Origin of the sequence: Microbacterium oleivorans (assembly GCF_023715745.1) — a bacterium.
GTDB lineage: Bacteria > Actinomycetota > Actinomycetes > Actinomycetales > Microbacteriaceae > Microbacterium > Microbacterium oleivorans_D.
Genome location: NZ_JAMBOV010000003.1, coordinates 40,358 through 55,054, shown reverse-complemented (window position 1 = coordinate 55,054; position 14,697 = coordinate 40,358). Strand labels below are relative to the sequence as shown.

The window sequence follows — 14,697 nt, the reverse complement described above, 5'->3', positions numbered from 1 at the left end:
CGGCGTGACACGGTTCTGCGGGGGAATCGACGAGCTGGGACCGAACGAAGGAACACCTGTGCGCCGCTACGACGTCCTCACCGCTGCCCTGCGCGACAACCGCACTCCCGCCGTGATCGGCTCGATCGCCCTGTCCATGTCCCTGGTGCCCCTCGATGCCGCGCAGGCCGAGGACCGCCACCGGACCGCGCCGGAACCGGTGGCCGTGCGGGCTCACGCGGAGTCGGCGTCGTCGACGCGAGTCGTCGGCACCCCGGCTGCACAGACGGCGGTGAGGACCCATGTCGTCACGCGCGGCGACACCGTCAGCGCGATCGCCGCAGCCAACGGTGTCCGTACCGCCGACGTCCTGGCGTGGAACGGGCTGGGCTGGACGTCGATCATCCGGCCCGGTGATGTCCTGCAGCTGGGACCGAAGAAGGCGGATGCCCGCGCACCGCGCACCGCGACGCCGACCACGCCGGCATCCACCTACACGGTTCGATCCGGCGACACGCTGTGGGCGATCGCCGCGCGGCACGGCATGAGCGTCGCCGCCCTCTCCCGCGCGAATGACCTCGGGTCGTCCACCATGATCCACCCGGGTCAGAAGCTGCGCGTGGGAGCTCTCACGGCCGCACCCGCCGCCGCGTCCCGCACGTCCGCGCCGCAGCCGGAAGCGACCGGTCCCGTGCACGAGGTCGCGACGGGCGAGACACTCTGGGCGATCGCGAAGCGCAGCGGGGTCAGTCTGTCTCGACTGCTGACGGTGAACGGGCTCGACGAGCGCTCGATCATCTATCCCGGTCAGAAGCTCCGGATTCCGGTCGCCGCTGCGGCCGTGGCCGCGCCCACTTCTGCGGCCGACGTCAGGCTGGATGCGGAGCAGATCGAGAACGTGAAGACGATCATCGCGGTGGGTCGCGAGCGCGGGGTCTCACGCGACGGCATCGCGATCGCGTTGGCGACCGCCATGGTCGAGTCCTGGATCCGCAACCTCGACGGCGGCGACCGCGACTCGGTGGGACTGTTCCAGCAGCGCCCGAGCGCGGGCTGGGGGTCGATCGCGCAGATCCGCGACCCGCGCCGGTCCGCCGCCGCGTTCTTCGGTGGGCCGGGCGACCCCAACGGTGATCGCACGCGCGGACTCCTCGACATCGACGGCTGGGAGGGCATGGCCTTCGGCGATGCCGCGCAGGCCGTGCAGATCTCCGCATATCCCGAGCGCTACGGCCCGTGGGAGGAACAGGCGTACCGCTGGCTCGACACATACGGGTGAAACCCCGCGTCGCAGCCGCCTTGGGGGTGAGCCGTTACGCGGGCTCGCAGGGTCGGCTCCGTAGACTTCTGACGTGAACGCCACCCCGCAGACCGACCCGCTGATCGGCCGCCTGGTCGACAGTCGGTACCGGGTTCGCGGGCGCATCGCGCGCGGCGGCATGGCCACCGTCTATGTCGCGACGGACCTGCGCCTCGAGCGTCGTGTCGCGCTCAAGGTGATGCACGGACACCTGTCGGACGACACCGTCTTCCAGAACCGCTTCATCCAGGAGGCGAGGTCGGCCGCGCGCCTGGCCGACCCCCACGTGGTCAACGTGTTCGACCAGGGCCAGGACGGCGAGATGGCCTATCTCGTCATGGAGTACCTGCCGGGCATCACCCTGCGCGAACTGCTCCGGGAACAGAAGCGTCTGACGCTGCCACAGACGATCACGATCATGGACGCGATCCTGTCGGGCCTCTCCGCCGCACACCGGGCGGGCATCGTCCACCGTGACGTCAAACCCGAGAACGTGCTGCTGGCCGAGGACGGTCGCATCAAGATCGGGGACTTCGGGCTCGCCCGCGCGACCAGCGCGAACACGGCCACCGGCCAGATGCTGCTCGGGACGATCGCCTACCTGGCGCCCGAGCTCGTCACTCGCGGGACCGCGGACGCGCGCAGCGACATCTACGCCCTCGGCATCATGCTGTACGAGATGCTCGCCGGCGAACAGCCCTACAAGGGCGAGCAGCCGATGCAGATCGCGTACCAGCACGCGACCCATTCGGTCCCCCGCCCGAGCGTCAAGAACCCCGGCGTTCCGGAGCAGCTCGACGAGCTCGTCCTGTGGGCCACGGAGCGATCCCCCGAGGATCGACCCAGCGACGCCCGGGAGATGCTGGAGCGCCTGCGCGAGATCGAGAAGCAGTTGGGGGTGTTCCCTCAGGTCGTGCGCTCCACGCCCACCGGAACGAAGGTCGTCGTCGACGATTCGCTCGATTCGGACGAGATGACGCGCGTGATGCCGGGGACCTTCACGGCCCCGAGCGTCACCACGGAAGTCGACAACGCGACGCGCCTGCGCCGTCGGACGCATCGCAACGCGGTGAAAGGGGGCTGGCTGCTCGCCGTCGTCCTCGTGCTCACGGCCGGGGCGGCAGCGGCGGGATGGTGGTTCGGCAGCGGACCGGGGTCGCTCGTCAGCGTGCCGGCCGTCTCGGGGATGAGCTTCGAGGAGGCCGAGGATCTCCTCGTCGACAATGCGCTGGTGGCGCGCCGCAGCGAGGTCCACAGTCTCGACGTCCCGACCGGTGACGCTATCGGGACGGATCCCGGCACCGGCGTCTGGGTGGACCGCGACTCGACGGTCACCGTGAACATCTCCGCAGGACCGGCCACCGCCGAACTCCCGACGCTGCAGGATCGGGCGACGTCGGAGGTCGAGGCACTCCTGCAGGACAACGAGATCACGGTCGCCACGACCAAGAAATACTTCACGAGCTTCGCTCCGGACCGGGTCGTACGCGTCTACGTCACGCAAGCGGGCTCGGCCGACCCGATCGAATGCACCGACGGGTGCTCGGTCCTCGAGGGCTCGACTGCCGAACTGCGGGTCTCCCTCGGCCCGCTCCCCGATGTCGTCGGGGAACCGGCCGCCGAGGCGGCGCAGACGCTCGAGGATGCGGGCATGAAGGTCGAGGAGACACGCGAGTACAGCAGCGACGTCGCCGATGACCTCGTCATCCGTGTCGCCGACCGTCCCGGCGGCGGATCCTGGCAGCAGGGCGAGACGCTGACGCTCGTCGTCTCCGACGGCCCCCGACCGGTGGAGGTTCCCAACGTCGTCGGCGAGACCGTGCGAACGGCAGTCGAACGCCTCCAGTCCGCCGGGTTCACGGTCAACCCCAACATCGAGGACGCGGAGATCCCCCTCGGCGGCCGCTACTGGGATGTCTACCGCGTACGTTCCATGACACCCGAGGGCGGGACCATGCAGCGCCCGGGCACCACCGTCAGCCTCACGCCGCAGTTCCAGCCGTTCGGCTGACCTGTCACAACGCGACGTACGACGAAGGCCCGGCGTCGCCGCCGGGCCTTCGTCGTACGTGCGTCAGCGGTTGCCGAGCTCCTCGGCGACGAGGAAGGCGAGCTCGAGCGACTGCATGTGGTTCAGCCGCGGGTCGCACAGCGATTCGTACCGCGTCGCGAGCGTGGCTTCATCGATCATCTCGGAACCGCCGAGGCACTCCGTCACGTCGTCGCCGGTGAGTTCGACGTGGATGCCGCCGGGGAAGGTGCCGACGGCGCGGTGCGCCTCGAAGAAGCCGCGGACCTCGTCGACGACGTCGTCGAAGCGACGCGTCTTGTACCCCGTGGGCGTCGTGATCCCGTTGCCGTGCATCGGGTCCGTGACCCAGAGCGGGGTGGCCCCGGCATCCTTCACCGCCTCCAACAGCGGCGGGAGCGCGTCGCGGATCTTGCCCGCGCCCATCCGGGTGATGAAGGTGAGGCGTCCGGGCTCGCGCTCGGGGTCGAGCTTGTCGATGAGCGCCAGCGCCGTCTCGGGGCTCGTGGTGGGGCCGAGCTTCACGCCGATGGGGTTTCGGATCTTCGAGAAGTAGTCGACATGGGCACCGTCGAGCTCGCGGGTGCGCTCCCCGATCCACAGGAAGTGGGCCGAGGTGTTGTACGGCGTGTCCGTGCGGGAGTCGATACGCGTCATGGGGTGCTCGTAGTCCATGAGCAGCCCCTCATGGCCGGTGTAGAACTCGACGCCGCGCAGCTCGTCGAAGTTCGCGCCGGCGGCCTCCATGAACTTGATGGCGCGGTCGATCTCACCCGCGAGGCGCTCGTACCGCTGGTTGGCAGGGTTCTTGGCGAAGCCCCGATTCCAGCTGTGCACCTCGCGCAGGTCGGCGAAGCCACCCTGCGTGAAGGCCCGGATGAGGTTCAGGGTGGACGCCGCCGTGTGGTACCCCTTCAGGAGCCGCTGCGGGTCGGCGGTGCGCGAGGCCTCGGTGAAGTCGTAGCCGTTGACGATGTCGCCGCGGTAGGCCGGCAGCGTGACGTCGCCGCGCGTCTCGGTGTCGCTCGACCGGGGCTTGGCGAACTGGCCGGCCATGCGTCCCATCTTCACGACCGGCATCGATGCGCCATAGGTCAGCACGACAGCCATCTGCAGGACCGTCTTGATGCGGTCGCGGATCTGCTGCGCCGTGGCACCCGCGAAAGTCTCGGCGCAGTCGCCTCCCTGCAGCAGGAAGGCCTGGCCGGCCGCGGCGTTCGCCAGCCGGGCGCGGAGGTTGTCGACCTCGCCGGCGAAGACGAGGGGCGGAAGGGTCGCGATCTCGGCGGATACGGCCGCGACCGCATCCGCGTCGGGCCACAACGGCTGCTGCTTGATCGGGAGCGAGCGCCAGTGGTCGAGAGGAGTGGGCATCCGCCAATTCTAGCCGCGGCAGACACCGGCTCCGGTCGTGTGACGGGCGCCCGGGATGCGCTGAGGCGCGGTCAGGAGGCGGATGCCGGGCGCCGGTGCTTCACGGTGGATGCGTACACGTCCTCGTACTCCTGCTCCCCCATGCGCTGCAGCGCGACCATGATCTCGTCGGTCACCGAACGCAGGACGAACCGGTCGGACTCCATGCCGTGGAAGCGGCTGAAGTCGAGCGGCTCCCCGATGACCATCCCGACTCGACCGACCCGCGGGATGGACCGCCCGATGGGCATCACGTCATCCGTCCCGATCATCACCACCGGGATGACGGGGACCCGAGCCGTCAGGGCCATGCGAGCGAGTCCGGTGCGACCGCGGTAGAGCTTGCCGTCGGGGCTGCGCGTGCCTTCGGGATAGATGCCCAGGAGATCGCCGCGCCCGAGAACCTGCAGTCCGGTGTTGAGCGACGCCTCGGAGGCCTTGCCTCCGGTTCGGTCGATCGGGATCTGGCCGGTTCCCTGCATGAAGACGCGCGTGGCCCAGCCCTTCAGCCCCCTGCCGGTGAAGTAGTCGCTCTTGGCGAGGAAGGACATGGGCCGATCGATCATGAGCGGCAGGAAGATCGAGTCGCTGACCGACAGGTGGTTGCTGGCGATGATGGCGGCCCCGCTGGTCGGGATGTTGCTCCGACCCACGATCCACGGACGGAAGATCGCCTTCACGATCGGCCCGATGATCAGGTACTTGAGGACCCAGTAGACCATCTCAGACCCGGCCCCCGGCGAGGTCGGCCACGCCGATGAGGCCGGCATCGTTGCCGAGGGTGGCGATCGCGAACGAGGCGATCGGTCGCTCGCCGTATCCGGGGAGCGCCGTCGCGTAGGCCTCGCGCACCGGGTGCAGCAGCCGCTCGCCCAGGTCGGCGACACCGCCGCCGATGACGAAGAGCGCCGGGTCGAGAACCGCCTGGAACCCACCGCATGCCTCGCCGAGGGCGGTGGCGACCCGGTGGACCGCCTCGAGGGCGCCGGCGTCGCCGTCTGCGATGAGTCGCTCCATGGCCGCGGCCGGCACGATCCCGTCGGCGGTCCGCGCCGCGGCGAGGCCCGCACCGAGGGCGCCGGATGCCGCGATGTCCGCCGCCTCGCGCTGCAGGGCGCGGCCCGAGGCGTACTGCTCGAGGCACCCGTTCTGGCCGCAGCCGCACGTCCGGCCGCCGCGTTCGAAGCGGATGTGGCCGAGCTCGCCGCCGATGCCGTTCCCGCCCACGAGCAGTTCGCCGTCGATGATCGCGGCTCCGCCCACTCCCGTGCCGAGCGTGATCATGACCATGTCGCGGACGTCGCGACCGGCGCCGAAGCGGAACTCGCCCCATCCGGCCGCGTTGGCGTCGTTCTCCAGAGTCACGGGGCGTCCGATGCGACGTTCCAGTTCGTCACGAAGCGGCTCGTCGGTCCAGTCGATGTTGGGGGCGTGCAGGATGACAGACCGGGTCGCATCGATGAAGCCCGCCGCCGCCACACCGACGGCGTGCACCACACGGTCGGTGACGAGGTCATCCACCATGGCGGCGACGGCGTCCGCCAGCGCGTGGGGGTCAGCCGGGGTGGGGACTCGGCGGCGGTCGACGATCGTGCCGTCGGGGTCGACGACGCCTCCGGCGATCTTGGTCCCACCGATGTCGATGCCGACGTTGAGCACACCACTCCCCTCCGCGCGTGCGGGCGCACGGCATCCGTGAGTCTAATGCGGCCGCGCGGGCGGCCGCGGCCGTGGGATCGAGGATCACGATGGCCTAGACTCGGTCGCACCTGACGCCACCCGGTACCGAAGGAGTTGCCGCCCATGAGCGCCGTACAATTCGACGTCCCCGCCGTCGTGCCCGCCGACCCGACCGCGAACACCTCGGACATCCTCGTCGAGCGGGTGAAGGCCACGCCGTCGCTCGCCCTGTTCGCCGTCCCGGACGGGGACGGATGGCGAGACGTCACCGCAGCGGAGTTCCATCGCGAGGTGATCGCACTCGCGAAGGGATTCGCGGCCAGCGGCATCCAGCCGGGCGACAAGGTCGCCTTCCTCGCGCGGACGACCTACGACTGGACCCTCGTCGACTTCGCGCTCTTCTTCGCGGGCGCCGTCATGGTGCCGGTCTACGAGACCAGCTCCGCGTCGCAGATCAACTGGATCCTCACCGACTCGGGTGCCGTGGCGATGGTGGTCGAAAGCGCGACCCACGCGGAGCGCGTCGCCGAGATCCGCTCGGAGGTCCCGCTCGTCCGCGAGGTGTGGACGATGGGCACAGGTGATCTCGACAGCCTCCGCGCACGGGGCTCCGAGATCACCGACGAGGAGATCGAGCGTCGCCGCTCGCTCGCGAACGCGGACGACATCGCGACTCTCATCTACACGTCGGGGTCGACCGGGCGACCGAAGGGCTGCGTGCTCACGCACAAGAACTTCGTCGAACTCTCGCGCAACTCCGCCAAGGCGCTCCACGAGGTGGTCGAGCAGCCCGGCGCAGCGACCCTGCTCTTCCTCCCCCTGGCGCACGTCTTCGCGCGTTTCATCTCGATCCTCAACATCCACGCGGGCGTGAAGACGGGCCACGAACCCGACACCACGAAGCTGCTGGCGGGCCTCGGCTCGTTCAAGCCGACGTACCTGCTGGCGGTGCCGCGCGTGTTCGAGAAGGTCTACAACTCGGCCGAGCAGAAGGCGGAGGCCGGCGGCAAAGGCAAGATCTTCCGCGCTGCCGCCGCCGTCGCCGTCGAGCACTCGCGCCGGCTGCAGGACGGCGAGTCGATCCCCCTGGGGATGAAGATCAAGTTCGCTCTGTTCGACCGCCTCGTCTACAGCAAGCTGCGCACGGCCATGGGCGGGCGGGTGACGCACGCCGTCTCGGGATCCGCGCCGCTCGGCCCGCGCCTCGGTCACTTCTTCCACAGCCTCGGCGTGCAGATCCTCGAGGGCTACGGGCTCACTGAGACCACCGCGCCGGCGACCGTGAACCTCGCCACGAAGTCCAAGATCGGGACGGTGGGCCCCGCTCTCCCCGGGGTCGGCGTCCGGCTGAGCGAGGACGGCGAGATCGAGGTCCGGGGCATCAACGTGTTCAAGGAGTACTGGCGCAACCCCGAGGCGACTGCGGAGGCCTTCCACGACGGCTGGTTCCGCACCGGGGATCTGGGTTCGTTCGACGGAGAGGGCTACCTCACGATCACGGGCCGAAAGAAGGAGATCATCGTCACCGCGGGCGGAAAGAACGTCGCGCCCGCCGTCCTCGAGGACCCCATCCGCGCCAACCCGATCGTCGGTCAGGTGGTCGTCGTGGGTGACCAGAAGCCGTTCATCGGCGCTCTCATCACGCTCGACCGCGAGATGCTGCCGACGTGGATGTCGAACAACGGACTCGCCGCCGACATGCCCATGTCTCAGGTGATCACCCACCCCAAGGTGACCGCCGAGGTGCAGTCCGCCGTCGACCGGGCCAACAAGGCGGTCTCGCGCGCGGAGTCGATCAGGAAGTTCGTGATCCTCGACACGGAGTGGACGGAGGCATCCGGTCACCTCACCCCGAAGATGAGCATCAAGCGGAACGTGATCCTGTCGGACTTCGCGGCCGACATCGACGAGCTCTACCAGGCCAACGTCTCGACGACGAACATCTCGCTCGGACACTGAACCCACGCACACCGAACAAGAGGAAGGGCCCCGGGAAACCGGGGCCCTTCCTCTTGCGATCAGAACCAGTCGGACTCGCGCACCTCGCGCATCGCCTGCCGTCGGACATCCTTCGGCAGACGGTCGAGGTAGAGCATCCCGTCCAGGTGGTCGCACTCGTGCTGCAACGCCTGGGCGAGGAGTCCCTCGCCCTCGATGACGAGCTCCTCCCCCGTCAGATCGATACCCGTGACCCGCGCCCACGGGTGGCGGATCGCCTCATGCCAGAGTCCGGGCACGGAGAGGCATCCCTCCCCCGTCGGAACGGGGTCCCCGGCGACCTCGAGCGTCGGGTTCAGGATGTATCCGATGACGCCGTCGACGTTGTAGCTGAACGCACGAAGGCCGACACCGATCTGCGGAGCGGCGACGCCGGCCCGACCCGGTTCGGCGACGGAGTCGACGAGGTCGGTGACGAGGGCGATGACACCCTCGTCGATGTCGTCGATGGGTGCGCTCACGCTCCGGAGGACCGGGTCGCCGAAGAGGCGGATCGGACGGACGGCCATCAGCGCCCCGACCCGGGGGTGCGCAGGCCCTCCACCACGACTGCGGCGAGCTCGCGCGCGGCGAGACGCGTGGCGCCCGCGAGGTCACGGAACGAGATCGGGCCGCCGGTGGCGATGTGCGCGTCGTAAGGGATCGTCACCACGGCACGCACGCGTGTGCGGAAGTGGGACTCGAGCTCACTCGGCTTGATGAGGCTCGCGCCGGGCCGGGACGTGTTGAGGACGACGACGGCGTTGCGGGCGAGCTCGCTGTAGCCGTTCGTCTCGAGCCAGGAGAGGGTCTCGGAGGCGAGCTTCGCCTCGTCGACACTCCGTCCGGCGACGATGAGCAGCTGATCGGCCAGCTCGAGGGTCGCGTCCATGACGGAGTGCACGATGCCGGTGCCGCTGTCGGTGAGGACGATCGAGTAGTAGTGAGCAGCGATCGCGGCGACATCGTGGTAGTCGCGATCGCTGAAGGCCTCCGACAGGTGAGGATCGGCATCCGATGCCAGGATGTCGAGGCGTGTCTCGTCGCGTGCGACGATCGCGGAGAGGTCGTTGAACCCGGTCACCTCCGCGCGCGCCCGGACGAGGTCGCGGACGGTCTTTCCGCTGCGGCGCTCGATGCGCTCCGCGAGCGTGCCGCGGTCGGGATTGGCGTCGACGGCGATGATGCGGTCCTCGCGCGCGTCGGCGAGAGCCATCCCGAGCAACGTGGTGACACTCGTCTTGCCGACGCCGCCCTTGCGGGAGAGAACCGGCACGAACTTCGCTCCCCCCGTGAGCGGTGCGGAGATGCGCCGGTCGAGCTCTTTGCGCGCGCGGACCCGCGGACTGTCCTCGAGGATGACGCGACGGAGGGTCGCGCCATAGACGAAGCGCTGCCACACCCCCTCGGGTTCAGGAGCGGCGACGCGGGACCGGTCGATGAGACGATCGGCGGTGAGCAGCTCCGGTGTCTCGCGGTCCGCTGCCAGTTGGTCCAGACGGCGCGACTGCAGCGGTTCCTCCTCGACCCGGACACCGCGCACGCGCTCGAGGGCGTGCTTGTCGGGGCCCGCGGGGTGGTGGATCGCGCGCCGCGTCACACCGGTCGGCGTCGCACCCGTCGGGGTGGACACCACCTCAGCGTCGACGATGTCGTCCGGCGCCTCCGCCTCGGACTCCGGCGCCGTGTGCTCCTCGGCCGCGTCGGCCGACGCCGGCTCGCCGTCGTGCACCACGGGCGGCAGGTCGTCCTCGTCGACATAGTCGTCGTCATCGTCTGCGAGAACGGGGAGGTTCAGGTCGATCTGGGCCGTCGTCCCGTCGACGATGCCGATGCCGGTCGTCTCGAGGTTGTCGGTGCGCTCGAGCACACCGTTGTCGACATCCTGGGACGTCTCGTTGTCGCGCTCACGCATCACGGGGGTCACTCCTGGTGGTTCCGGGGCCTCGAAAAGCCCGACGCACCAGGTTAGTCCGCGGGACGGACCACGAGCAAAAGGTCGCCCGCCTCCACCTGCGCCGTGGACGCGATCGCGATGCGCTCCACGACGCCGTCCACCGGCGCGGTGATCGCCGCCTCCATCTTCATCGCCTCGATCGAAGCCACGGGCTCGCCCGCGCGGACCTTCGCGCCCTCGTCGGCCTTGACGGTGACGACGCCGGAGAACGGCGCGGCCACCTGGCCCGGCTTGGAGGTGTCCGCCTTCTCGGCCTGACGGGCTTCCACGGCCACGGAGCGGTCGCGGACCGTGACCGGTCGGAGCTGGCCGTTGAGGGTCGCCATGACCGTCCGCATCCCCTTGTCGTCGACCTCACCGATCGCTTCGAGGCCGACGTACAGCTGCACACCACGCTCGATCTCGACGACGTGCTCCTGTCCGGGCTTCATTCCGTAGAGGTAGTCGATGGTGTCGAGGACGCTGAGGTCGCCGAACGTGTCGCGGACCTCGTGGAACGCCTTCGTCGGTGCCGGGAAGAGCAGTCTGTTGAGCTTCTCGCGACGCGTCGCGGAGTCCGCGTCGAGGGCCTCCGAGTCCTCCGGTGAGATCTCGGTGACGGCGATCTTCACGGAGCGGCCCGCAAGGACCTTCGACCGGAAGGGCTCCGGCCACCCGCCGGGAAGGTCGCCGAGTTCGCCGGCCATGAAGCCGACGACCGAGTCGGGCACGTCGTACTTCTCAGGGTTCGCTTCGAAATCCGCCGGGTCGGCCTTCACCGCCGCCAGATGCAGGGCGAGGTCGCCGACGACCTTCGACGACGGCGTCACCTTCGGCACACGGCCGAGGATGCGGTTGGCGGCCGCGTACGTGTCCTCGATCAGCTCGAAGTCCTCCGCGAGACCGAGCGCGATCGCCTGCTGGCGGAGGTTCGAGAGCTGCCCGCCGGGGATCTCGTGGTGGTAGACGCGACCGGTGGGACCGGGCAGGCCGGATTCGAACGGTGCGTAGAGGTTGCGGACCGCCTCCCAGTACGGCTCGAGGTCCGAAACCGCCTGCAGATCGAGACCTGTGTCCCGCTCAGTGTCCGCGAGTGCCGCGACCAGCGCCGAGAGGGACGGCTGGCTCGTCGTACCCGACATCGGCGCGGCGGCGGCGTCGACGGCATCCGCCCCGGCTGCGCTGGCCGCGAGGAGCGTCGCCAGCTGACCGCCCGCGGTGTCGTGCGTGTGCACGTGGACGGGAAGGTCGAACCGCTCCCGGAGGGCCGACACGAGACGTCCCGCCGCGGCAGGACGCAGGAGTCCTGCCATGTCCTTGATGGCGAGGACGTGAGCGCCGGCGTCGACGACCTGCTCGGCGAGGCGCAGGTAGTAGTCGAGCGTGTACAGGTCCTCAGCGGGGTCGAGGAGATTGCCCGTGTAGCAGATCGCCGCCTCTGCGACGGCCGTGTCGGTGGCCAGAACGGCTTCGATGGCGGGCCGCATCTGGGTGACGTCGTTGAGGGCGTCGAAGATGCGGAAGATGTCGACACCGGATGCCGCGGCCTCTGCGACGAACGCATCGGTGACCTTCGTGGGGTACGGGGTGTAGCCCACGGTGTTGCGCCCGCGCAGGAGCATCTGAATCGCGACGTTCGGGAGCGCCGCGCGGAGCGCGTCGAGACGCTCCCACGGGTCCTCGCCCAGGAACCGGAGGGCGACGTCGTACGTCGCACCGCCCCATGCCTCGACCGACAGCAGCTGCGGAGTCAGACGGGCGACGTGCGGCGCGACACGCACGAGGTCCTTCGTCCGCACCCGTGTCGCGAGGAGCGACTGGTGCGCGTCGCGGAACGTCGTCTCTGTGACGGCGAGCCCGCTCTGAGCGCGGAGTGCTTCGGCGAAACGCTTCGGGCCCAGCTCGAGCAGGCGCTGCCTCGACCCGGGAGCCGGCTCCGCGCGCAGGTCGACGTCGGGGAGCTTCGCCGCCGGGTCGGTGTGGACCGGGCTGTCTCCGTTCGGTCGGTTCACGGTGACGTCCGCGAGCCAGGACACGATCTTCGACCCGCGGTCCTTGGACTCCCGCCCCTGGACCAGTCCGGGACGCTCGTCGATGAAGGCCGTGCTCAGGTCGCCGGAGGCGAAAGCGGGGTCGTCGAGCACCCGCTGCAGGAACGGGATGTTCGTGGACACCCCGCGGATGCGGAACTCCGCCAGCGCGCGGCGGGAGCGGACGACCGCCGCCTCGAAATCGCGACCGCGGCAGGTGAGCTTGGCGAGCATGGAATCGAAGTGCGGGCTGATCTGCGAACCCGCCGCCGTGGTGCCGCCGTCGAGGCGGATGCCGGCCCCGCCGGGCGAGCGGTACGTCGTGATCTTGCCGGTGTCGGGGCGGAAGCCGTGCGCCGGGTCCTCCGTCGTGATGCGGCACTGCAGGGCGGCACCGCGCAGATGGATCTGCTCTTGGCGCAGACCCAGGTCGTCGAGTGTCGCACCGGCGGCGATACGCATCTGCGACTGGACGAGGTCGACATCGGTCACTTCCTCGGTGACGGTGTGCTCCACCTGGATACGAGGGTTCATCTCGATGAAGACGACCTCGCCCGTGCGCGGGCCGGCGGTCTCGAGCAGGAACTCGACCGTCCCGGCGTTCTCGTACGAGATGGACTCGGCGAAGGCGACGGCGTAGGCGTGCAGGTCGCGGCGGATCTCGTCGGCCAGGTTGGGCGCCGGGGCGATCTCGACCACCTTCTGGTGCCGGCGCTGCACCGAGCAGTCGCGCTCGAAGAGGTGGACCGTGTTCCCGGCTTTGTCGGCGAGGATCTGCACTTCGACGTGGCGAGGACGCTGAACGGCCTGCTCGAGGAAGACGCGAGGGTCGCCGAAGGCGCTCCCGGCTTCGCGCATGGCCTCCGACAGCGCCGGCGGCAGTGCATCCGGGTGCTCGACACGACGCATCCCGCGCCCGCCGCCTCCGGCGACGGCCTTGACGAAGATCGGGAAGCCGATCTCCGGCGCCTGCGCCACGAGGGCGTCGATGTCGTCCGACGCCTCGGTCGATCGCAGGACGGGCACCCCGGCCGCGATCGCGTGCTGCTTCGCGGTGACCTTGTTGCCCGCCATCTCGAGCACGGTCGAGGACGGACCGATGAACGCGATGCCGTGAGCCGCCGCCTTCGCCGACAGCTCCGGATTCTCGGAGAGGAATCCATAGCCCGGGTAGATCGCGTCAGCGCCGCTCTCGAGGGCGACGCGGATGATCTCGTCCACATCGAGGTACGCGCGCACCGGGTGACCGACCTCGCCGATCTGGTAGGCCTCGTCGGCCTTCAGGCGGTGGAGCGAGTAGCGGTCCTCGTACGGGAAGACGGCGACCGTACGGGCTCCGAGCTCATACGCGGCACGGAATGCGCGGATGGCGATCTCTCCGCGATTGGCGACCAGAATCTTGCGAAACATGCTCTTCACCTCTACTGGGTGCGGGGCCACTCCGTCGGGGCCGCCGAGGTACGGGCTGAGTACCCTCACAGCCTAGGGGACGGTAACGTGGTCGCTTGTGCACGTACTCTCCGTCAGCTCCCTCAAAGGTGGCGTCGGCAAGACGACCGTGACCCTGGGCCTCGCCTCCGCGGCGTTCGCGCGCGGGGTGCGGACCCTTGTCGTCGACCTGGACCCGCAGTCCGACGTGTCGACGGGGATGGACATCCAGGTGGCCGGTCGGCTGAACGTCGCCGATGTCCTCGCCAACCCCAAGGAGAAGGTGGTCCGTCAGGCCATCACCTCGAGCGGCTGGGCGAAGGTGCACCCGGGCACGATCGACGTCATGATCGGCAGCCCGTCCGCCATCAACTTCGACGGCCCGCATCCGAGCGTGCGCGACGTCTGGAAGCTCGAAGAGGCGCTGGCGACGATCGAGGCGGACTACGACCTCGTCCTCATCGACTGCGCCCCCTCCTTGAACGCCCTCACGCGCACCGCATGGGCGGCATCCGACCGCGTCGTCGTCGTGACCGAGCCCGGCCTGTTCTCCGTGGCCGCCGCCGACCGCGCGCTGCGCGCCATCGAAGAGATCCGCCGCGGTCTGTCGCCCCGACTGCAGCCGCTCGGCATCGTCGTTAACCGAGTGCGCCCGCAATCCATCGAGCACCAGTTCCGCATCAAGGAGCTTCGTGACATGTTCGGGCCCCTGGTCCTGACCCCCCAGCTCCCCGAGCGGACCTCGCTCCAGCAGGCACAGGGCGCCGCCAAACCCCTGCACATCTGGCCCGGCGACTCCGCCCAGGAGCTGGCCGGCGACTTCGATTCGCTGCTGGACCGGATCGTCCGCACGGGTCGGATCCCCGTCGCAGGAACCGCCTCGCCCGCCTGAACAGCGCGTCGGGGAACGCGATCCGCGCGGGTG

Annotated in this window: 10 protein-coding genes; 4 read left to right on the top strand and 6 right to left on the bottom strand. The window is 69.5% G+C overall.

Features of this window, described 5'->3' with window-relative positions; genetic code table 11:
- Window positions 1-112: 112 nt before the first annotated feature.
- On the top strand, window positions 113-1,258 hold the full coding sequence (locus tag M3190_RS08155) for a LysM peptidoglycan-binding domain-containing protein (RefSeq protein WP_439958026.1): 1,146 nt from the start codon (window positions 113-115) through the stop codon (window positions 1,256-1,258).
- A gap of 73 nt (window positions 1,259-1,331) precedes the next feature.
- Entirely contained in the window at window positions 1,332-3,290 is a 1,959-nt protein-coding gene (gene pknB / locus M3190_RS08150) for a Stk1 family PASTA domain-containing Ser/Thr kinase (protein ID WP_251580479.1), read from the top strand.
- Window positions 3,291-3,353: 63 nt separating this feature from the next.
- On the opposite strand, the gene M3190_RS08145 is transcribed toward pknB, so the two are convergent.
- The 3 genes from M3190_RS08145 to M3190_RS08135 all read right to left on the bottom strand — a co-directional run bounded on the left by M3190_RS08145 (window position 3,354) and on the right by M3190_RS08135 (window position 6,380).
- Window positions 3,354-4,682 (bottom strand): class II 3-deoxy-7-phosphoheptulonate synthase, encoded by a 1,329-nt coding sequence (locus M3190_RS08145; protein ID WP_251580478.1) that lies wholly within the window; start codon window positions 4,680-4,682, stop codon window positions 3,354-3,356.
- A 71-nt stretch (window positions 4,683-4,753) separates the two neighbouring features.
- The gene (locus M3190_RS08140) at window positions 4,754-5,443 is read right to left on the bottom strand and encodes a lysophospholipid acyltransferase family protein (protein ID WP_251581241.1); all 690 of its coding nucleotides are present in this window, start codon (window positions 5,441-5,443) and stop codon (window positions 4,754-4,756) included.
- Between the two features lies 1 nt (window position 5,444).
- A complete protein-coding gene (locus M3190_RS08135; RefSeq protein WP_251580477.1) occupies window positions 5,445-6,380 on the bottom strand; it encodes an ROK family protein in 936 nt (311 codons plus the stop codon).
- 144 nt (window positions 6,381-6,524) lie between these two features.
- Here M3190_RS08135 and M3190_RS08130 point away from each other — a divergent pair, with 144 nt between their 5' ends.
- Window positions 6,525-8,360 (top strand): AMP-dependent synthetase/ligase, encoded by a 1,836-nt coding sequence (locus M3190_RS08130; protein ID WP_251580476.1) that lies wholly within the window; start codon window positions 6,525-6,527, stop codon window positions 8,358-8,360.
- Between the two features lie 59 nt (window positions 8,361-8,419).
- Here the strand turns inward: M3190_RS08130 and M3190_RS08125 are convergent, their stop codons facing one another.
- The 3 genes from M3190_RS08125 to M3190_RS08115 are packed head-to-tail and all read right to left on the bottom strand — an operon-like array spanning window position 8,420 to window position 13,754.
- Window positions 8,420-8,908: a peptide deformylase gene (locus tag M3190_RS08125; protein WP_251580475.1), complete on the bottom strand. Its 489-nt coding sequence runs from the start codon at window positions 8,906-8,908 to the stop codon at window positions 8,420-8,422.
- Window positions 8,908-10,293, bottom strand: a complete 1,386-nt coding sequence (locus M3190_RS08120) for a MinD/ParA family ATP-binding protein (RefSeq protein ID WP_251581240.1) — start codon at window positions 10,291-10,293, stop codon at window positions 8,908-8,910. Before M3190_RS08120 ends, M3190_RS08125 begins: the two co-directional genes overlap by 1 nt.
- A gap of 53 nt (window positions 10,294-10,346) precedes the next feature.
- The gene (locus M3190_RS08115) at window positions 10,347-13,754 is read right to left on the bottom strand and encodes a pyruvate carboxylase (RefSeq protein ID WP_251580474.1); all 3,408 of its coding nucleotides are present in this window, start codon (window positions 13,752-13,754) and stop codon (window positions 10,347-10,349) included.
- 97 nt (window positions 13,755-13,851) lie between these two features.
- On the opposite strand from M3190_RS08115, the gene M3190_RS08110 reads away from it, so the two are divergent.
- Window positions 13,852-14,664 carry a ParA family protein gene (locus M3190_RS08110; RefSeq protein WP_251580473.1) on the top strand — a complete coding sequence of 271 codons (813 nt, stop codon included), beginning with the start codon at window positions 13,852-13,854 and terminating at the stop codon, window positions 14,662-14,664.
- The last annotated feature ends 33 nt before the right edge of the window (window positions 14,665-14,697 follow it).